The organism is Desulfosarcina sp. (genome assembly GCF_046496365.1).
Lineage (GTDB): Bacteria > Desulfobacterota > Desulfobacteria > Desulfobacterales > Desulfosarcinaceae > Desulfosarcina.
On sequence record NZ_JAWOHB010000123.1, the window covers coordinates 12,940 to 33,278 of the forward strand.

14 protein-coding genes are annotated in these 20,339 nt (G+C 57.7%); 7 read left to right on the forward strand and 7 right to left on the reverse strand.

Going from position 1 to position 20,339, the window contains the following annotated elements; genetic code table 11:
• Positions 1 to 137: 137 nt before the first annotated feature.
• The gene (locus R6V78_RS11145; protein WP_410289438.1) at positions 138 to 686 is read right to left on the reverse strand and encodes a ferritin; all 549 of its coding nucleotides are present in this window, start codon (positions 684 to 686) and stop codon (positions 138 to 140) included.
• A gap of 134 nt (positions 687 to 820) precedes the next feature.
• Positions 821 to 2,170, reverse strand: a complete 1,350-nt coding sequence (gene gdhA / locus R6V78_RS11150; protein ID WP_410289439.1) for an NADP-specific glutamate dehydrogenase — start codon at positions 2,168 to 2,170, stop codon at positions 821 to 823.
• Between the two features lie 256 nt (positions 2,171 to 2,426).
• Here gdhA and flgM point away from each other — a divergent pair, with 256 nt between their 5' ends.
• A complete protein-coding gene (flgM, locus tag R6V78_RS11155) occupies positions 2,427 to 2,744 on the forward strand; it encodes a flagellar biosynthesis anti-sigma factor FlgM (protein ID WP_410289440.1) in 318 nt (105 codons plus the stop codon).
• A gap of 24 nt (positions 2,745 to 2,768) precedes the next feature.
• On the opposite strand, the gene R6V78_RS11160 is transcribed toward flgM, so the two are convergent.
• From R6V78_RS11160 to R6V78_RS11175, 4 genes are all read right to left on the reverse strand, one after another.
• Positions 2,769 to 2,903, reverse strand: a complete 135-nt coding sequence (locus R6V78_RS11160; RefSeq protein ID WP_410289441.1) for a DUF1499 domain-containing protein — start codon at positions 2,901 to 2,903, stop codon at positions 2,769 to 2,771.
• An 87-nt stretch (positions 2,904 to 2,990) separates the two neighbouring features.
• Positions 2,991 to 5,930: a response regulator gene (locus R6V78_RS11165; protein ID WP_410289442.1), complete on the reverse strand. Its 2,940-nt coding sequence runs from the start codon at positions 5,928 to 5,930 to the stop codon at positions 2,991 to 2,993.
• Between the two features lie 159 nt (positions 5,931 to 6,089).
• Positions 6,090 to 9,065, reverse strand: a complete 2,976-nt coding sequence (locus R6V78_RS11170; protein ID WP_410289443.1) for an insulinase family protein — start codon at positions 9,063 to 9,065, stop codon at positions 6,090 to 6,092.
• 51 nt (positions 9,066 to 9,116) lie between these two features.
• On the reverse strand, positions 9,117 to 9,485 hold the full coding sequence (locus tag R6V78_RS11175) for a hypothetical protein (RefSeq protein WP_410289444.1): 369 nt from the start codon (positions 9,483 to 9,485) through the stop codon (positions 9,117 to 9,119).
• Positions 9,486 to 9,999: 514 nt separating this feature from the next.
• Between R6V78_RS11175 and R6V78_RS11180 the strand changes: the two genes are divergently transcribed.
• The 6 genes from R6V78_RS11180 to R6V78_RS11205 all read left to right on the forward strand — a co-directional run bounded on the left by R6V78_RS11180 (position 10,000) and on the right by R6V78_RS11205 (position 19,434).
• Positions 10,000 to 10,785 carry a glycyl-radical enzyme activating protein gene (locus R6V78_RS11180; protein WP_410289445.1) on the forward strand — a complete coding sequence of 262 codons (786 nt, stop codon included), beginning with the start codon at positions 10,000 to 10,002 and terminating at the stop codon, positions 10,783 to 10,785.
• 2 nt (positions 10,786 to 10,787) lie between these two features.
• Entirely contained in the window at positions 10,788 to 13,151 is a 2,364-nt protein-coding gene (gene hypD, locus R6V78_RS11185) for a trans-4-hydroxy-L-proline dehydratase (protein WP_410289446.1), read from the forward strand.
• 87 nt (positions 13,152 to 13,238) lie between these two features.
• Complete coding sequence (locus R6V78_RS11190; protein WP_410289447.1) at positions 13,239 to 13,943, forward strand: FadR/GntR family transcriptional regulator; 705 nt, start codon at positions 13,239 to 13,241, stop codon at positions 13,941 to 13,943.
• A 198-nt stretch (positions 13,944 to 14,141) separates the two neighbouring features.
• Positions 14,142 to 15,104, forward strand: a complete 963-nt coding sequence (locus tag R6V78_RS11195; RefSeq protein WP_410289448.1) for an ornithine cyclodeaminase family protein — start codon at positions 14,142 to 14,144, stop codon at positions 15,102 to 15,104.
• Between the two features lie 131 nt (positions 15,105 to 15,235).
• Entirely contained in the window at positions 15,236 to 16,285 is a 1,050-nt protein-coding gene (locus tag R6V78_RS11200; RefSeq protein WP_410289449.1) for a proline racemase family protein, read from the forward strand.
• Between the two features lie 71 nt (positions 16,286 to 16,356).
• Positions 16,357 to 19,434 carry an aminotransferase class III-fold pyridoxal phosphate-dependent enzyme gene (locus R6V78_RS11205; protein ID WP_410289450.1) on the forward strand — a complete coding sequence of 1,026 codons (3,078 nt, stop codon included), beginning with the start codon at positions 16,357 to 16,359 and terminating at the stop codon, positions 19,432 to 19,434.
• Positions 19,435 to 19,494: 60 nt separating this feature from the next.
• Here R6V78_RS11205 and R6V78_RS11210 read toward each other — a convergent pair whose 3' ends face one another.
• Complete coding sequence (locus R6V78_RS11210; protein ID WP_410289451.1) at positions 19,495 to 20,151, reverse strand: class I SAM-dependent methyltransferase; 657 nt, start codon at positions 20,149 to 20,151, stop codon at positions 19,495 to 19,497.
• Positions 20,152 to 20,339: the final 188 nt, after the last annotated feature.

Consider the following 20,339-nt stretch of genomic DNA (forward strand, 5'->3'; position numbering starts at 1 on the left):
GCCTTCAGATGAGAAAGCCAATCCCAAAAGGCAGTATTTAAGGTGAGGCACGGTTAAAAAAGACATTATCGGGCCGGTGACATCATCAATCCCCTCATGGCTTGCGGAATCGCATAAGCGGCCGCTCAACAACAGCATTATGCACCGGCCGAGGCCATTGCCGACTGGATGCCCTTGCTGAAATCCGTTGGCACCGTGGTCATCCGGCCGGCCAGTTCCCGGTCCAGCATCATCAACCCCTGGGGGTTGTCTTGGATTAATTTGAGTTGGGCGATGATGTCGTTGTCGTTCTCTTCTTCCTCTACCTGCTCGGTCACATACCATTCCAGAAAAATCTGAGATGCATGATCTTTTTCGGCAATGGCCAGTTCCATGATATCGTTAATGGATCGGGTGATGAACTGCTCGTGGGTCAGGGTCTGGGTGAACATCCCCAGAGGGGATTCAAAGGATGCCGGCGGCGCTTTGATAGCGGCGAGCTTTACTTGAGCACCCTGACGCTGGATGTACGCATAGATCTTCATGGCATGCAGCATCTCTTCGTGATATTGGACCATGAACCAGTTGGCAAAGCCCTTGAGACCGGTCTGATTGCAGTGCGCCGACATGGACATGTAAAGGTAAGCCGAATACATTTCCCGGTTGACCTGTTCGTTCAATGCCTGGGACATTTTATCGCTTAACATGGGATCTCCTCTCATATGGGTGTTTCTGAACATGCGTCCGCCGGTACCACAATAATCATCGGCAGCCTTGGCTTCAAGGGGAACGAAAACCAGACCGGCAATGCCGGGCAATCAAATGCGGGTTGCGGGTCCTGCTAAATGACGCCCTGGTCCAGCATGGCATCGGCCACCTTGATGAAGCCGGCGATGTTGGCACCCATAAGATAATTCCCCGGGCTTCCGTAGGCCTCGGCGGCGGCCAGACAGGTGTCGTGCAAGCCTTTCATGATGATTTTCAGTCGATTGTCCACCTCTTCACCGAGCCAGGTCAGACGGATGCTGTTCTGGGTCATTTCGAGGCCGGAGACGGCCACCCCACCAGCATTGGCGGCCTTGCTGGGCGCATAGAGAATCCCCTTGTCCATAATAATGTCGCGGGCATCGGCGCCGCAGGGCATGCTGGCCCCTTCGCATACCAGCTTGACGTTGTTGTTGATCAGATGATAGGCGTCCTGCTTGCTGATTTCATTCTGGGTGGCGCAGGGAAAAACACACTGGGCGCGGTGATGCCACAAGGGATTGGAATCCTGGTCAGGGGTTGCCGGCGTGTACGAGGCGTGGGCGTATTGATCGACGTATTCGCTGATTCTGCCCCGGCGGATATTTTTCAGGCGCTTGACGAATGCCAGTTTGTGCGCATCGATGCCCTGTTCATCATAGATGTGGCCGGAGGAGTCGGAGAGGCTGACCACCTTGGCGCCCATCTCCAGCAATTTGCGAGTCGTGGCCTGGGCCACATTGCCGGATCCGGAGACCAGACAGGTTTTTCCGGCGAGGGTTTCATTGCGCGTGGCCAGCATCTGGGCGGCAAAATAGACGCAACCGAAACCGGCCGCTTCAGGCCGGATCAGGCTGCCACCCCAGCCCAGGCCCTTGCCGGTGAGTACGCCGGTGAATCTATTCTTCAATTTACGATACATGCCGAACAAATAGCCGATCTCGCGGGATCCCACACCGATGTCCCCCTCGGGAACATCCGTATTTTTACCGATATGCCGGAACAACTCGGCCATGAAACTCTGGCAGAAGCGCATCACTTCACCGTCTGACCTGCCCTTGGGCTCAAAGTCCGCTCCGCCTGCACCCCCGCCCAGCGGCAGCGTGGTCAAGGCATTTTTAAATACGTGTTCGAAGGCCAGGAATTTTAAAATGCTCTGGTTTACGGAGGGGTGAAAGCGAAGGCCCCCCTTGTAGGGTCCGATGGCGCTGTTCATCTCCACCCGAAATCCCCGGTTGACCAAGACCTGGCCCATATCGTCGATCCAGGGAACCCGAAACGTGATGATGCGCTCGGGTTCCACGATTCGTTCTGCAATGCCGTGGCGACGGTATTCGGGTGTTTTATCCAGCACCGGTCCGACGCTGATCATGACGTCGCTGACGGCTTGGATAAATTCTTTTTCGTTGGGATCTCTGGCTTGTGTGCCTGGTGGAATGCGCGTCATGGCGAACACCTTCCGGTTAGCAGCGGTTTTCGTTGCTGAAAATTGAACCGGTCTCTGTTTTAGGGCATCGGTGATGAATCTGCAAATCCTTTTTGACCATGCTTCGACCTGGGTCCGCAACGCGGAACGCAACCCGGTAGGGCCTCAATGGTAAATATATCAGTCTGTTGAGCGGAATTTGTAAAAAAAAACTATTGTTTTTTGGCAAAACGACCAATAATATGATCATGCCAAGAAAAAAAAGGGAGTAACGGTTATGAAAGTTAACGGTAGTGATCTTCAATCCAAACTTAACGTTTATCAAACTGCTCAAGTGCAGGGCAAACCGTCGAAAGCGACCCAATCCGAGAAGGCCGAAGCATCAACCCCCCAGCAGGACCGGGTGGCATTCAGCCGGCGGGGACGGTCAATCGCCGACGCCCAGCGGGCCATGGCTTCCGTTCCTGACGTACGTGAATCGCTGGTTTCCCGGATTCGGGATGACCTGCAAAATGGCACCTACGTGATTGACAAACAAAAGGCCGCCGAGGGCATCCTGAGGGAATCCATGGTTAACCAGGCTGCCATGATGTGATCACCGGCAGCGCAGAAAAGACACTTAGAAAAAAGGGGGACGGTTGTATGGCCGCCCCCCTTTTTTTTCAACCCGCTTGCGATTGACGCCAAAATCAAAATGCCCCACCCGAGAAGCGGATCGCCCATGGATTCCGTCACATCGCGACCACAAATCCACATAATCCTGAGCATGGATGCCTTCAACGCGTTTACGCCAGGTTTCAATTAGGGCCTGAATGATCGATTTGCAACCGACCCCCGGGGGTCATTCGGATTTCCAGATGACGTCGTGGAGTTTTTCCTTCAGGGCCTTCATCTCGAAGGGTTTCTGGATAAACGCATCCGGGGGGGCGACATGGGCAAAACGGTCCTCGATCTGCTGGCGGGCATATCCGCTGGTGATGATGATTCTGATATCAGGGCGGATCTTCCGGATCTGCTGCATGGTCTCCAGCCCATCCATGCCGGGCATGGTGAAATCAAGCAGCACACAATCAATGCGATCCGATGCCCGTTTGAATATGGCCAGGGCCTCCTGCCCGCCCGACGCCGTCCGGACGGTGTAGCCCAGGCGTTGGAGGAACTGGCTGCCGATCTCCATCACCATCGTCTCGTCATCCACCAGCAAAACGGTTTTTACGGAATTGTTGGTCTCAACCGGAGTACGGTCGGGCCTGCCCCGTCGCAGGGATACGCCCTGTATGGGAAACAAGGCGGTGAATACCGAGCCCTCGTCCTTTGTACTGCTGACCTTTATGGCACCGTTATGCGAACGGACGATACCCATAACTGCCGCCATGCCGAGCCCGCGGCCGGTGAATTTGGTGGAAAAAAATGGATCAAAGACTTTGCCCAGGGTCTCCGCATCCATGCCGCAGCCCGTGTCGGCCACTTCCACATAGGCGTACATGCCTTCCGGATGTTCTTCCTTCAGGTATGTCGTGGACAGATAGGCCTTGCCACAGTGCATGGAGCCGGTGGAGATGCGAACCTGACCTTTTTCCTTTCCCAGCGCTTCGATGGCGTTGGTGATGAATCCGGATATCATCTGGTGCATCTGTCCGGCGTCTGCGGCCACGAGCGGCATGGGATCGGCCAGGTCCAGATTCAGGGCCACATTGCTCAGGTTGGATTCATCCATATTCTTCAATACGGTCTCCACCGCCTCGGACAGGTCCACCGCAACGTTCTCTTTTTTCAACTGACCCACATAGGTCAGCATCATGCCGCTCAGATCCGCCGCCCGCTGGGAGGCATTGATTGCCCGCTGGATGTTTCCGGCGGCTGTCGATGATTCCAAAAGGTCCGCCTTGGCAAGCTCCAGGTTGCCGGATACCACCATCAAAAGGTTGTTGAAGTTGTGGGCAATGGATCCGGCCATGGTCCCAAGGCTTTCCATCTTTTTGGCGCGCTGCAACCGATTGTCGATTTCGGTTCGTTCCTTCTCGGCCCTTTTGCGCTCCGAAAGGTCCCGGGAGACACCGAGTACGGCGTTGGGCTTGCCATGTTCATCCACCAGAATTCCGGCGGTTACCTCGATGGGGATCAGGGTGCCGTTTTTGTGATATTCCTCCAGCTCCAGGGTCATCGAAAAGTGATTGGGGTCGATCGCCCCGGCTGCCACATCTTTCAAGGCCTTGCTCAAAACGCTGGATGCGCGTTGAAAGGAATCCGCTGTCAGGTAATGATCCATCGATAGGGTCAATATTTCATCGGGTGTGTAACCGGTGGTTTTTTCAACGGAGGGGCTGACATAGGTCATTGTAAAAGAATTGACGTCAAGTATCCAGATCACATCGGCGACGTTTTCCGCCAGCAGGCGGTAGCGCTGTTCACTTTCCTGGATTCGCGTATAGGATCGGGCATTGATGATACCGGTGGCGATCTGGGAGGCGATTCCCATGAGCAGGTTTGCATCGCTGGTGGTGTATTTTCTTTTCGCGCCCTTGGTGTCGACAAGCAAAAGCCCCAAGGGTTCCTTTTTGTGAATCAATGGCACGCTGATCAAAGATTCCACCCCGAGGTTTTCGATCAAGCCGCGGCTGTTGGATGCCATGGCGCCGATTTTTTCGTAAATATCGTTGAGAAACAAGGGCTTTCCTGTTTTCAACGCCTGGATGAACATATCGGTGGAATTGGAAAAATCGATGCCGAAATCCACTTGCTGGAGGAATTGAAGTTCCTCTGGGGAGAATCCATAACCGTCTACGAAATAAAGTCGTCTACGGTCGTCACTGCAAAGGGCAATCATTCCGCGGGTGAAATCCAGGTTCCGCGACATGGATGCCAGCACAGAAGTGAGAAAGGAGTTTGCCTCCAGAATATCCACCCCGGCCAGACCGATTTCCTGAATCATTCGGGAATTGTGGTATCGGTTTTCGATCTCTTCGAGCAGGCGGCCGGCGGTATCACCCTGCTCCTTGAGAAACCCAGCCAACTCCCTGACTTCCAGTCTGCTGCCCAACAGCCAGATGGAAAGAGAGACCACACCCATGGAAAGGGCCGTCAACATCCATAAGGCAGTTGAAAGGAACAACCCTGTTGCGACGGCGGCGGCCAAGGAAACCATTCCGGCATAGGCCCCCTTCCGTTTCCAGATTGCGGACGGTTTCTCCCGCCAGGAGATCAGGTATTGACAGGCGTCATCCCCGCGATGCATGCAGGTTGGATGGGTTATCCGGGATGGGTGACCGGTCTGGATCTTGCCGATGGATTCGAGGATCCCCATCCGGTTTTCGCACTGAAAGTGCTCTTCGCGGACACCGGGCCGGACGGAAACCGTCATTTCGGCTTGCCCTTTACCGGTGATGGCAGTTTTGCATAGATGCCCCCTGGACCATTTGGGATAGACGCGATCGACGGCCTTGTACATGGCGCCGGGAGTGATAAACTGAAGGCCATACCGCTTTAGCGTTCCCGTCGATTTTGCATACAGTGCGTGACACCCCACCTTGTAGGAGATCTTCGGGTCGGCCACTTTTTCGTCAAGACAGCGGTGAAAGCGGTTGATCTGCGCCTGGCTCAGCAGATGACCCTCATCGTTAATGTCAAACCGGGTGAGGCCGCTGCACTGCAACAGATCCTCGATATCGGCACCCCCGTGGGATTCCAGATAGCTGATGTAGTTGCCCAGGACGCCGCTCTTGTAAAGCGGCGTCTGGTCGTTGAACTCGGACGGTTCCGTTGAGGCGTCGGATCGGGTCAAAAATGCAAACTCCCTGAAGTCAAGGTTAAACACCGAAAATACACGGGCGGTTCAATTCGTGTTATCGGCAAGTTGACGGTTTTCATGAGGGGAGATCGGGCGGTTGGCTGCAGCGAAAATGAAATCCGGCCGCAGGCAGTTGCCGGGCGGCCGGCATGGCTATACGTTATGCAGGGAAAGCGTGTGATCCGCCAGTTTCCCGTTGGCGGCCTCGAGCAGGTCGCCATTGGAAATGACAGCGACCGCCCGGCTGGATTCCCGATGATCAAAATACCGGTCGGCAACCGCCATCACCGCCTTGCGGGTCAATCCCAGCAGGTTTACCTTGTTGCGTTCACGCGTTTCATCGGAAAGTCCGATGATTCGTCGATAGAAGGCCTTGCGGGCAGCGGGGCCCGGCGGGTCGGGCTTGTCGATTTCCGAACAGACCTGCAAAATGGCCTCTTTCACATCCTCTTCGGAAAATTTCCCCGAGCGGATAAAGTCGGCGGCCCTGTCATAGACCTTCAGCGTGCCGGCGATATGCGGATCCCGATAGGAGCCGAAACTGAACACCCCGTCTTCGGCGTTGTAAAGGGCGAAGCCGCCATAAGCGCCGCCCTTTTCTCGGATTTCCCGGTGCAGGTACATGGAGCGCAGCATTTTGGCGATCACCGCCAAGGCGGGACTGTCCGCATGCCCCAACCGCACGGTTTGAAAGGCCTGGGCAACGAAGGAAACGGCCGTGGACGTGCGCCACCCTTCCCTGGGCAGACCGGGTATCATGTTGAGATGCGGTGGAACAAAACCATCATTTCCTGTGGCTGTCAATCCGCCGGTCAGTTTTTTAACGGGTTCGGCCGCCTCAACCAGTATCGGTGCCTCCCCGATCAGGGCCAGCTTAAAATTGTCTTTACAAAAAAGGGCTGCGCCGATGGTTTTCATGTCTGCCGAGAGACGCTGCATACCGCCGTTGGCTGTCTCTCTCTCCACCTTTTTGATGGTGTGCAGGTGGTGGATGCCGCCCCATAATTCCTGGAGGTGGTTGGCGCTGGTGAAGTTTCGCGAAGCCAGGGAAATAGCAAGGCGATGGCCGTTATGAACCACAGCCGCCTCTAAACCGGCCCGGTATTCCAAAACCAGCTGGCGCAACCGCGTGAGATCGGAAAAATCAACCTGGGTTGTCAGCTCGTGAAGGATTGCGAACATGCGATCCTGGTTGCGGTTCAGACATTTGGCGCTGATCGTGATAAAGGGCAGACATTCGCCGTCGTCGTCAAAGCGGGTGCGGGCGTTGGCCGAAAAGCCGATACCGCCGGTGTAAAGGTCCATGCGGCGAGCCATCCGGGTGTAATCACACCCGCTGGTGCCCATTTTAGATGCCGTGTAGCAGTATAAAGGCACCAGGGGCAGCAGTGGCGTGTCGATTTTACCGGCTCCCAATCCGCCGGAAAAATAGAAAATACCCGACGTCGGTTGAGCGTAGGTCCACACCGGCAGCTGAAATGGTCCCATTGTGGGCGCTATACGCACCACGGAGGGAGGAATATCCTCGCGCTGCAGGGTGGGCAGGCAGGTCAGGGTTTCCTGGGTCTCCTGAAGCTTTTCCAGGGCCAGCGCGTCGGCCCGGATCGCTGCCAGGTCGGATTCATTCATATCCTTGAGCATCTCGGCCAGTTCATGCACGATGCGCTGGTTTTCCCTTTCAGCCATGGTCGGGTCCGGTGCGAGGACAAAGCGGACCCGATGGGGGTTGTCCAGCAGAAAGTGCCGGATTTTTTCTTCCAGAAACCGTCCTTCGGCCAGGGACTGCCTGAGGTGGTTGAAATCGGCATCCAGCTGAAGCATACGCTCCGGATCGCCGCCGTGGAGCCAGGCGGCGGCCACACCGACCAGCAGCTTGATGCCGTACGGGTAGGGGGTATTGGTGATCTCCTTGCGGTGAAATTCGATCTGGTGGATGGCCGATTCCACCAGCTGTGGATCGATGCCGCCGTCAACCAGGTTTTGCAGCACATCAAAAACGATGGCTTCGATTTTCTCGGCGTCGGATTCGGATACATCCTTCAACCCCACTGAAAACATCGTGTCCCGGTTTTCCGCGTCGAATCCCGTTCCGTCTGATAGGGCAGTACCTAACTGGCTGTCCATCAATGCTTTGCGCAGCGGTGAAGCGGCATTGCCGATGAGGATCTGTTCGAGAACCGCGGCGACCAGAACTTCAAAGGTGTCCTTGATATCAGCCCAAAGCCATGCCACGCAGGCCTGGTATTTCTTGGCCGGAGCTTCACTGCGGTCCAGCGGGTAGTGATAGGTGGCGGTTTTCGGGGCCGGCCAGCGAGGCTGCGCGGGAACGTCGGTCTGTGGATCGATGCGTGAGAAGCGACGCAGGACGCGCGCTTCAATAAAGGCCAGGTGGTTTTCAAGCGCGAGGTCGCCGTATGTGTAAAAATAGGCATTGCTCGGGTGGTAGTGGCGGGCATGAAAGTCTTTGAGCTGCTGGTGGCTCAGGGACGGAATCACGGCCGGTTCGCCGCCGGAATTGTGGCTGTAGGTCGTATCCGGGTAGAGGGCGTTGAGCAGGGACCGGACCATGACCTGATCCGGCGACGACATGGCGCCTTTCATCTCGTTGTAGACCACGCCCTTATAGACCAGTCGTAATCCCGCCCCATCGTCTTCCACATCCAGCCGATGTCCCTCCTGCTTGAAACTCAATACTTCGAGATTGGGGAAAAAGGCCGCGTCCAGGTAGACATCCATCAGGTTGTAATAGTCCTTGCGGTTCTGGGTGGCGAATGGATACATGGTCCAGTCAGAGGCGGTAAAGGCGTTCATGAATGTGGACAGGCTGCGTTTGAGCATGGAAAAAAATGGATCGCGCACCGGAAATCGTTCTGACCCGCACAAAACCGTATGCTCCAAAATGTGCGCCACGCCGGTTGAGTTCGACGGGACGGTTTTAAAAGCCACACCGAAAGTGTTCTCCCGGTCTGAATTGCTGATGTGGATATGCCGGGCACCGGTATCTTCATGTTCCAGCTGGTAGAGCCAGGACTGGATGTCCGTGAGGAAGGATACTTTCTTTACGGCATACCCGCCCAGCCGATCTCCGGCGTGAATACCGGAATTATTTGCGTCTGCTTGCATGATCATGAAGGTCTCCAGTTAATTTTACTCGGTTTAGGGGTCGATGCGACAATAAACCTATTCCACGGCTTTATATTGTCCGCGATTGATCCGGGCGATTTTTTCCATCTTGTTCAGGCGGAAGATGATGTTGCGAAGCTTTTTGTCATCGAAACCGGTTTGTTCCCGGACCGCCGCAATACCGATGCCGTCTTTGCTTTGCTTAATGAGATCCAGAACGGATTGCGTGGCACTTTTAGCAGCGTCCACATCGGCTTTGGCCGTTGACAGCCGACTCCGTGGAACCAACGCACGGATCAGGCTTTCAAGCCGGTCGAGTCGGTCGTTAAGACGGTCTACGTCCCGCTTGGTGGGGATGTTGTAGTTTTGCATGAAAAATTTGACCAATGCATCAAAGCTTACCGGCTTGCCTTTTCGCTTGGGCATGCGCACCTCCATGGGTACTTGCAGTAATCATGAGGCCCAGCGGTCCTCACCGCCGGGTCAATTGTAAACACGGGTGACACCAAGTCAGTCTGACATAAAGATCCGGCCAGACGATTGGGATGGGTATGACTGCATGGTCAAATTAGACATACTGTCAAGCTAAGGGACAACTCATCCAAAGTCAATGGGAAGGTCATTCGAATGGGACAGAAAAAAATATCCATAATGAAAACAGTGATATTAAAGAATAATGCCAGGCCAATCGTTGCTTGCCGGGGGTGCGGCTACAAGTGATCTTGAAGGTGTGTCGGCCGTCCATGCCAGGCTGCCGAAAAGGTTGTTTTTGAACCGCGATAGCGAGCGCATTCCCCGCGGCTTGCCGCGGGGAGTGTTCAACATCAAAGGTCCAATGGTCTGAAGATCTGAGTTTCTGTTGCCTTTGATCGTTAATCTGCTATAACGGGTTTGCAAACAATCGGGATGCACGTGCGACTGCATGCGTAGGAGAGGCGCCATGACGGGCGGTACCATTTTTAAAATCAAAAAATACGCCTTGCATGACGGCCCCGGCATTCGAACCACCGTCTTTTTAAAGGGGTGTCCGCTGTCATGCCAATGGTGCCATAACCCGGAAGGGATCGATCCGCGGCCCCAGACGATGTGGCGCCTCACGTCGACGGGGAAAATCGATGAGACGGTGGGAACTGTCATCGGTGTGGGTGACCTGATCAAAGAGATCGAAAAGGATGTGCTGTTTTACGATGAATCCGGCGGTGGGGCCACCTTTTCCGGTGGTGAACCGCTGTCCCAGCCGCAATTTTTGGAGGCGCTGCTGGCAGCCTGCAACCGGCGGGAGATCCATACTGCATTGGACACCAGTGGATACGCACCGGCGGCTGTGATTGAACGCATGCTTCCCCGGCTGCAGCTGGTGCTTTTCGACCTCAAGATCATGAATGCGGATCAGCATCGGCATTATACCGGTGTGCCCAACCAAACCATTGTCGACAACCTGAAGCGGGTTGCCTGCAGCCAAACCCCGCTGCGCATCCGGATTCCGTTGATTCCAGGCATCACCGACGGTGACGACAACCTCGCCGCCATCACCCGGCTAGCCGGCACCCTCAAGACCGTTCAGGGGATCGATCTGCTTCCATACCACCGGATCGGGGAGGAGAAATACCGCCGCCTCGGGATGACCGGCAGCCTGACTGCACCCGCCCCGCCGTTGGCGGAGCGGGTGGCGGCAATCAAAAACAACTTCGAATCGGCAGGCTTCGATGTATCCATAGGAGGATGACCATGAATGAACGCATCAACCGTCTCAGAACCCGCAGTCTCGAAGCCGTTCCAAGTTTGTCGGACGAGCGAGCCCTTCTTCTGACCCGGTTTTACAAAAGCGGAGCTGCCCGGAGCGAAGCGGTGCCGGTGCAACGGGCCAGGGCCTTTGCCTCCATCATGGAGAACAAAGCGATCTACATCGGTCCTGACGAACTGATCGTTGGCGAGCGCGGGCCGTTGCCCAAAGCTACACCCACCTATCCGGAGGTGTGCATCCACTCCCAACAGGACCTGGATATCATCCACGGTCGTGACAAGGTGGCTTTCGCGGTTGACGATTGCGTCCGTGACAGCTACGGCGAAGAGGTGATCCCCTACTGGCAGGGCCACTCCATACGCGAGACAATTTTTGCTCACCTGCCGGAGGAATGGCAGGCGGCATACCGTGCAGGTATTTTCACCGAGTTTCAGGAGCAGCGTTCGCCGGGGCACACCGCCTGCGGGGACAAAATCTATGCCAAGGGCCTTGTGGAGGTGAAGGCGGAAATCCAAACCGCCGTGGAATGCCTCGATTTTTTTAGCGATTCCGGTGCAATGGACAAAAAAAACCAGCTTGCGGCCATGTCCATTGCCGCCGACGGGCTGATCACCTTTGCCCGTCGCCATGCCGAGGCGCTGCTGCTGATGGCTGAAGCGGAAGCGGATGTAAATCGCCGATCGGAGCTGTTGCAGATGGCCGCCATCTGTCGACGGGTGCCGGCCCATGCTCCGCAGACCTTCTGGGAGGCCCTTCAGACCTACTGGTTCGTTCACGTGGGTGTCATTACCGAGCTTAACCCCTGGGACGCCTTCAATCCCGGGAGGCTGGACCAGCATCTATATCCGTTTTATAAAAAGGATCTCGCCGAAGGCCGGTTGACCGAGGAGCGCGCCAAGGAACTCTTGTGCGCCTTCTGGATCAAGTTCAACAACCACCCCGCGCCGCCCAAGACCGGTGTCACTGCCAAAGAGAGCAACACCTTCGTGGATTTTGCCCTGATCAACCTCGGCGGCGTCAAGGCCAACGGCCGCGACGCGGTCAACGACCTGAGCTACCTGATTCTGGACGTGATCGAAGAGATGCGCCTGCTGCAACCCTCCGCCATGGTGCAGCTGAGCAAGCAGAATCCGGATCGATTCCTCAGGCGCGCTCTGAAGATCGTCAAAACCGGATTCGGCCAACCGTCTATCTTCAACACCGACGCCATCGTCCAAGAGCTGGTGCGCCAGGGAAAAACCGTGGAAGATGCCCGCGAGGGCGGGGCCAGTGGATGCGTCGAAGCCGGTGCCTTCGGCCGCGAGGCCTATTTTCTCACCGGCTATTTTAACCTGCCCAAATTGCTGGAGCTCACCTTGAACAACGGGGTCGACCCGCGCAGCGGTAAACAGCTGGGGCCGGCCACCGGTGATCCGCGCCAATTCAATCGTTTCGAGGATTTGTTCGCTGCCTGGGACCGACAGCTCAAGCATTTCATCGCTATAAAAATTAACGGCAACAACATCATCGAACAGATCAACGCCCGGTTTATGCCGGTGCCCTTTCTCTCCCTGGTTATTGATGACTGCATCGCCAAGGGTCAGGACTACAATGCCGGCGGAGCTCGCTACAACACGTCCTACATTCAGGGGGTGGGGCTGGGGTCGATCACCGATGCCCTGACGGCGGTCAAGATCCATGTATTCGACCGGAAAACGATCACCATGGACGACCTGACGAAGGTGCTCAAAGAAAATTTCGACGGGCACGATGATTTCCGGCGGCAACTGCTGGACAACACCCCCAAATACGGCAACGATAACGACACGGCCGACGACATCATGCAGATGGTCTTCGAGGCTTACTACAACGCGGTAAACGGCCGGCCCAACGCCCGTGGCGGGGTCCACCGAATCAATCTGCTGCCCACCACCTGCCACGTCTATTTCGGCAGTGTCATCGGCGCGCTGCCCGATGGCCGCAAAGCGGGTATTCCGCTTTCCGAGGGCATTTCACCGGTGCAGGGAGCCGATCGCAACGGCCCCACGGCGGTCATCCGGTCAGCCGCAAAAATAGACCACATCCGCACCGGCGGCACCCTCCTCAACCAGAAGTTCCTGCCCCAGGTGTTGAGCGACGACACGGGCGTTGCCAAGCTGGCCCAGCTGGTGCGCACCTATTTTCGCATGGACGGCCATCACATCCAGTTCAATGTGGTGGACGGTGAGGCACTCAAACGGGCCAGGCAGGTTCCGGATGACTACCGGGACCTGATTGTCCGGGTTGCCGGATACAGCGACTATTTTGTGGATTTGACAGAAGACCTTCAGGATGAGATTATCCGACGCACCGAGCACGAGGCGTTTTGATCGATCAACGATCGGTTTTTCGCAGAAGCGGCTTCCAGCCGCGATAAATGCCTTGCTTACCCGGACAACAGCTGAAGATCCTGAAAAATGACTTTCGAAACGATTCGCAAAAGTTCAGCACCGGACATGGTGGCCCGGCAGATTATGCAAAAGATTGCAGTCGGGGATCTGGCACCCGGCAGTCAACTCCCCTCCCAGCGCGACCTGGCCCTGATGCTTGGGGTGGGGCGGTCCTCGGTTCGCGAGGCCATCAACGCCCTGGTGGTGATGGGGTACCTGGAACCGATGCAGGGCAAAGGCACCTTCATCAAGGATGTGCTTCCGGGTGTCGACCCGGGTATCGAAAAACTGACGGCTGCATTTTCAGCCGGCTCCATTTTTGACCTGATGGAGGCACGGGAGCTGCTTGAGTGCCGTTCGGCTGCCCTGGCCGCGGAACGGGCCGACCCGGCCCAGATACTGAACCTTAAGGCCGCAGTGGGGCGGGTGGCGGGAAGCGAAAAGGAGTACGCCGTGTTTCTGGAAGCGGATATCCGCTTTCATGCGGCCGTGGCCGATGCCTCCGGCAATGTGGTCTTGTGCGAACTGACCAAGCTGGTGCTTGAAAAGGTTGTGGCCCACCACCATGCATTGAAAACAGCCCTGCTGCCGCCCGCCTACCGCGACGTTTCCATACGGTCTGCCGCCCGGGTGGTGGCAGCCATTGAAGCCGGCGACGGCGCGGCTGCGGCCCGCTGGATGGCTCAGCATTTGGGCGCCATCAGAGATGAATTGAAGCACATCATCGGTTGACAGAGGACTGCTGGCAGCGGAGGGTGCCTGCCTGGATGCCATCTGCGACTTACGGCGTTGCGGCCGATCCCGGACCCGTTCGCAGCAGGCCCGTAAGGGCATCTATTCAGGTGTTAAGGAAGTTTCACAAGCTTTCGGCGATGCGCCATGTGCACATCCGAACCCCAAACCCGACAAACCCAAAGAGGTGTGATTCCCATGCAGATTCGTGTTCTTACGGCGACAGACATTCGTTCGGCCCTATCCATGACCGCGGCCATCGACGCCGTGGCAAGGGCCTACGCCCAGCTTTCCGCCGGCAAGGCCACCATGCCGCTGCGGTCCCGGTTTCACACGGATAAAGGTGTGACTCTGCTCATGCCGGCCCATCTTCACGAAAGTGGTGATTTTGCGGTGAAGATCGTTTCCGTCTACGGGGGCAATCCCGAGCTCGGTCTACCCACGGTGGCGGCTACGGTGCTGGTGCTGGATCCCCAAACCGGGATGCCCCTGGCGCTGATGGAGGGAGACAGCCTGACGGCCCTTCGCACCGGCGCCGCCGGTGGGGTGGCCGCACGTTATTTGGCCCGGAAGGATGCGAAAACTGTGGCCCTTTTCGGTGCCGGCGTTCAGGCGCGCGCCCAACTCCAGGCTGTCATGGCCGTTCGCAGAATCGCGCGGGTGTTGATTGTCGATCCCTTCAAAGCCGCTGCCCAACGTCTTGCCGATGACATTTCCACATGGTCCGGAGCGCCCCAGGCGATCCTGGCGGATTCGCCGCAGGCCGCTGTGGCGCAGGCAGATATCGTATTGGCCGCCACCACCGCAACAACCCCGCTCTTTGACGGAAATGACCTGAAACCGGGCACCCACGTGACCGGTGTGGGCTCTTTTACCCCCCAGATGCAGGAGATCGACGCGCACACCATCCGGCGGGCGCGGGTGGTGGTGGATCAGCGGGACGCGGCTATGGCCGAGGCCGGGGATATCATTATCGGCAAGGCGGTCATCGACGCGGAGATCGGTGAAATCATCAACGGCGATAAACCCGGCCGGCAAAGCGAAACAGAGATCACCTTTTTCAAGTCCGTGGGTCTTGCCGTGCAGGATGCCGTGACCGCCGCCGCCGTCCTCAAAGCCGCCGAGGCAAAAAAACTGGGGACGGTCATCCAGATGTCATAGAATCAGGCTTGACCGGTCTGGCGGTTCTGGTTTGCGGTTGGCCGATTTTTTAACCCTGCCAGGGCATTCATCCTTGACTGTGTGCGGTCAGCCGAACCCGAACCCGAACCCCGAACTGGAGACCAGAGACCATGAACTTCCCCGTGCCTGAAAAGATGAGAAACTGGACGCCGCCAGACAGTTGGCAGAAGATCACCACCATCGACGCCCATACCGGCGGCGAGCCCTTTCGCATCATCACCAGCGGTCTGCCGGATTTGAAAGGCAGTACCATCCTCGAACGTCGGCGGTTCATGACCGACCAGCTGGATCATCTGCGCACGGCCCTCATGTGGGAACCCCGGGGACATGCAGACATGTACGGCTGCATCATCACGGCGCCGGTGTCGCCCGAGGCAGACTTCGGCGTCCTGTTTCTGCACAATGCCGGCTACAGTTCAATGTGCGGCCACGGCATCATCGGCGTGACCACAGTGGCCATCGAAACGGGCATGATCGCGGCTGTGGAGCCGACCACCATCGTGCGCATCGATTCGCCGGCCGGACTGGTGACCGCCTATGCCCGCATGGAAAAAGGCCGGGTCAAGGGTGTTTTTTTTCATAATGTCCCGTCCTTTGCATTGGCCCTGGATCAGACGGTCCACGTCCCCGGCCTCGGGCCTGTGCGCTACGACATCGCCTATGGCGGGGCGTTCTATGCCTTCGTCAAGGCTGAAGATCTGCACGTCACCATCACGCCTGCGGAATTTAACGCCCTCATCGACAAAGGCATGGCCGTTAAGCGGGCCGTCATGGCTGCCGGCCCCGTCACGCATCCCTTCGAACCGGACTTGAGTTTTCTGTACGGCACCATTATCATCGGTCCGCCCCACAGTCAGGAGGCTCACTCCAGCAACGTGTGCATCTTCGCCGACGGGGAGGTGGATCGCTGCCCCACCGGCACCGGTGTGAGTGCCCGGCTGGCGCTGCACTACGCCCGCAAGGAGATCGGTCTGAACGATTCCATCGTCATCGAGAGCATCCTGGGCACCCGCTTTACCGGCCAGGTGGTTGGAACCGTTCCCTTCGGTCCCCACGACGCCGTGATTCCGGAAGTGGCAGGAAGCGCCTGGATCACCGGCCGCCACGAATTTCTCATGGACCCTGCCGACCCTCTGAAAAACGGCTTCATCTTCCGATGAGCGGCGGCGCGGGAGCCGGTTGAATTCTAAAATGCCGATTCAGTAAACCCCCGAAAGGAGCGTCGCGAACCATGTCGAATCTGGTTAGACATGCCCCCCGGTTCAATCAACGCCAGGCTGCCGCGATGGCCAGGGCGCTGTTCGATATAGACACATACGCCGAAGCGCTGCCCAGCGAACGGGACCAGAACTTTGGCCTGTGCGATGCAACGGGCAACCGGTTTGTGCTCAAAATCGCCAATGCCGCGGAAACCCGTGACGTGCTGGAACTTCAGAATCTGGCCATGATTCATGTGGCCCAAAATGGTGCGACCCTGTTTGACGGATGCGATCCCTGTCCCCGCGTCTGCAGTGCCCCCGGTGGTGAGCAAATTCTCACGGTTGACGATCCAGATGGTGCCAGCCACTATGTCCGCCTGCTCTCCTATCTGCCGGGAAAACCCCTTTCTAGGGTCAAGCCCCACGACAAGGCGCTGCTCGTTGGTCTCGGCGCGTTTCTGGGCCGCTTCGACCGCGTCTGCATGGATTTCGATCACCCGGCCAGCCGCCGTGTCTTTCACTGGGACCTTGCCCGCTGCGGCGAAGTGGTGGCATCACGCCTGGACGATTTGGAAGATGCTGTGCAGCGCAAACGGGTTGTGGGCCTGCTGGAGCGCTACCTTACGATCACAGCACCGAAGCTGGAGACCCTGCGCAGCAGCGTGATCCACAGCGACGGCAACGACTTCAATGTGCTGGTGTCGCCCCATGGAAAATGGGGCAACCGGGTCAGCGGACTGATCGATTTCGGGGACATGGTCTATTCACGAACGATCAACGAGCTGGCCATTGCCTGCGCCTACGCCATGATGGGCAAGACCGACCCGCTGGCTGCCGCTGTACAGGTGGTCGCCGGCTACCACAGCGCCTTGGCGCTAACCTCTGCCGAACTTGCCGTGCTCTTCGACCTGATCTGCATGCGCCTGTGCGCCAGCGTCTGCCACAGTGCCCATCAGATCCGGCTGGCACCGCAAAACGACTATCTGATGATCTCCCAGCGGCCGGCATGGGAGCTGCTCGACCGGTTGGCGCAGATCAGTCCGGATCTGGCGGTTGCCCTGTTCAGGGACGCCTGCGTTTTGGACCCGGCGCCCAGGAGCCGGCATGTCGTTGCCTGGCTGAAGGCCAACCAACCGTCGTTTGCTCCGGTGGTGGCTGCGGCGCTGCTGTGCGATCATCCGCCGGTCATCGACCTGAGTGTAAGCACGCCGCTGCTGGGGGCCGGTCCGGAAAAAGACGCTGCCGGAGCGATGACACGCCTGATTTTTCGGGCGATGGAAGATGCGGGCAGCGCCCTGGGTATCGGCCGCTACAACGAAGCCCGGTTGATCTACACAGCCGATGCATTCAAGGTGGAGACGGACACCGCCCCCGAATACCGCACCGTTCACCTGGGTCTGGATCTGTTTGCCCGGCCGGGCGAGCCGGTCTACGCCTTCATGGACGGCCGGATCCACAGCCTGCAGAATAACGATGCCAGCAAGGATTACGGACCGACCATCATCCTGGCCCACCACACGACCGACGGCACCCCTTTTTATTCCCTCTACGGCCATCTGGCGGCTTCGTCGCTGGAAGGATTGGCGCCGGGAACGCCCGTCACCACCGGACAGCGGATCGGCGTCATTGGCGCCTCGACGGAAAACGGCGGCTGGGCGCCCCACCTGCATTTCCAGCTGATTACCGACCTGCTGGGGCTTGCCGGCAACTTCCCGGGCGTGGCCCGGCCCAGCCAGCGGCGGGTGTGGACCGCGATTTGTCCCGATCCGGCGCTGGTCCTGGACATCGACTTGCCGCCGGCCGAAGTCCGCCAAACAGAGGAGATCATGGCCATCCGCAACAGGCATCTGGGAAGAAATCTCAGCGTTGCCTACACCAAGCCGCTGAAAATTGTCCGCGGCATGGGCGTATTCCTCTACACGGAGGCGGGGCAGCCCTACATGGACGGCGTTAACAACGTCTGCCACGTGGGGCACTGCCACCCCACCGTGGTGGGGGCCGGGCAGCGCCAGATGGCCGTGCTCAACACCAACACCCGGTACCTGCACGATCACATTGCGAATTACGCTCAGCGGCTGCTGGCCACCTTTCCCGACCCTTTGAGCGTCTGCTTCTTCGTCTGCAGCGGCAGTGAAGCCAACGAATTAGCCCTGCGCCTGGCGCACACCTATACGGGGCAGCGCGACATCATCACCGTGGATGGTGCCTACCACGGCAACACCCAGGGGCTGGTGGACATCAGCCCATACAAGCACGACGGGCCCGGTGGGGAGGGTGCACCGGATTGGGTGCAGACGGTGACCATGCCCTGTGGCTACCGCGGGCCCCACAAGGGCACCGGGCCTGAATCCGGCAGTGCTTATGCCCGCTATGTGAAGACGGCCATCGACTGTATCGACGCCGCTGGCCGGCGGCCAGCGGCCTTTATCTGTGAAAGCATGCTGGGCTGCGGCGGCCAGGTGCTGCTGCCCGAAGGCTACCTCCAGGCGGCTTTTGAACACGTGCGGACCGCAGGCGGGGTGTGCATTGCTGACGAAGTTCAGGTGGGCTTCGGACGTGCCGGCACCCATTTCTGGGCCTTCGAGACCCAGGGGGTGGTACCGGACATCGTCACCCTTGGCAAACCCATGGGCAACGGTCACCCCCTGGCTGCGGTGGTGACCACCCCGGAAATCGCCGGAGCCTTTAACAACGGTATGGAGTACTTCAACACTTACGGGGGCAATCCGGTCTCTTGTGCAGTGGGTATGGCCGTGCTGGATGTAATTGAAACCGAAGGCCTTCAGGAGAATGCACGCCAGGTGGGCGCCCATCTGCACCAGCGTCTGTCAGGCCTCAAGGAGCAATCGCCATTGGTTGGTGATGTGCGCGGACTGGGGCTCTACCTGGGGGTGGAGCTGGTGACGGATCATGACACCCTGGCACCGGCCGCAGACGAAGCTGCCTACATCTGCAACCGCATGAAAGATTATGGGTTTCTGATCAGCACCGACGGCCCCCTGCACAACGTGCTCAAGCTCAAGCCACCGATAATATTTACTATTCAAGATGCCGACGCCTTGGTCGATGCATTGGAAAAAGTGTTGGCGGAGGATTGCCTGCGGCGTTGATCCGGCGGTCAGAAGAAGCTGGATCGGTGGCCCGCTCAACGGGTTCGATTGAAGCTTCAATCAGCGGGAAAAAGTCGACAGGTAAGTGACGGCTCCGAGTTCGAGCAGTTGGCGGCGGTGAAAGCCGAAGGGCAAAAGCACCTGGTCCAGTTCTACCGGGGATAGCCGCACCTTCTCCGGCGGGCCCGGAGGCCCGGGCGTCCTTTTAAACTCCACCACCGCCAGCTTGCCGGCAGGCTTCATCACGCGGATGATTTCTTTCATGGTCGACGCGTGAGTGCCGTCTTCGACAAGGTCGTGGAGCACCGTGGCCATGAGGCAGATGTCCACGCTGTGATCGCCGAGGGGGATTTTTTTGCTGACGTCACACACTGTGGCTTCTATATTCTCCAGCCTCAGAGAGCCGGCCTTCAGCCTGAGTTTGGTGATGCCTTCCTCCCACAGGTCAAAGGCATGCACCGTCCCCCTGTCCCGGATCTGTCGGGCGATCTCGATTGCATAGTTGCCGATCCCGCAGGCCACGTCCATAAAGACGATCTCGCCGTCCAAATCCAATGCGGACAGGAAAGTGGTGAAATCGATGAGGTCGAAGCTGCTTTTGCCGGCCGCAATGGGTTTATGTGCCATGTTGCTCCTTTGATTCCGGTTAAAAGAAAGATTACACGTTGATGAAGTCGTGAGAAGTATTATTTCCGGCGGATCCGCAGACACCGGCATTTATTTTAGCGGTTGCTTTCATAGTGGCCTCTCCTGGTGTTTGACTGTGAGCGGGCGGCCCCTTCAGTCCTGGCTTGGATGCACCGCATCGGCCAGGGTGTCAAGGACATGATAAAGGATATGGGGGCAAGCCGGCCAAGTCAACTCAATCGATGGGAAGATTACGATATGCCCGCTGATGCCATAGA

Bases quoted from the DNA above. Each gene is read 5' to 3' on its own strand.
- gdhA (WP_410289439.1), bottom strand. From the start codon at position 2,170: ATGACGCGCATTCCACCAGGCACACAAGCCAGAGATCCCAACGAAAAA.
- hypD (WP_410289446.1), top strand. From the start codon at position 10,788: ATGAATGAACGCATCAACCGTCTCAGAACCCGCAGTCTCGAAGCCGTT.
- flgM (WP_410289440.1), top strand. From the start codon at position 2,427: ATGAAAGTTAACGGTAGTGATCTTCAATCCAAACTTAACGTTTATCAA.
- R6V78_RS11205 (WP_410289450.1), top strand. From the start codon at position 16,357: ATGTCGAATCTGGTTAGACATGCCCCCCGGTTCAATCAACGCCAGGCT.
- R6V78_RS11145 (WP_410289438.1), bottom strand. From the start codon at position 686: ATGTTAAGCGATAAAATGTCCCAGGCATTGAACGAACAGGTCAACCGG.
- R6V78_RS11170 (WP_410289443.1), bottom strand. From the start codon at position 9,065: ATGATCATGCAAGCAGACGCAAATAATTCCGGTATTCACGCCGGAGAT.
- R6V78_RS11175 (WP_410289444.1), bottom strand. From the start codon at position 9,485: ATGCCCAAGCGAAAAGGCAAGCCGGTAAGCTTTGATGCATTGGTCAAA.
- R6V78_RS11200 (WP_410289449.1), top strand. From the start codon at position 15,236: ATGAACTTCCCCGTGCCTGAAAAGATGAGAAACTGGACGCCGCCAGAC.
- R6V78_RS11195 (WP_410289448.1), top strand. From the start codon at position 14,142: ATGCAGATTCGTGTTCTTACGGCGACAGACATTCGTTCGGCCCTATCC.
- R6V78_RS11180 (WP_410289445.1), top strand. From the start codon at position 10,000: ATGACGGGCGGTACCATTTTTAAAATCAAAAAATACGCCTTGCATGAC.
- R6V78_RS11190 (WP_410289447.1), top strand. From the start codon at position 13,239: ATGACTTTCGAAACGATTCGCAAAAGTTCAGCACCGGACATGGTGGCC.
- R6V78_RS11210 (WP_410289451.1), bottom strand. From the start codon at position 20,151: ATGCCGGTGTCTGCGGATCCGCCGGAAATAATACTTCTCACGACTTCA.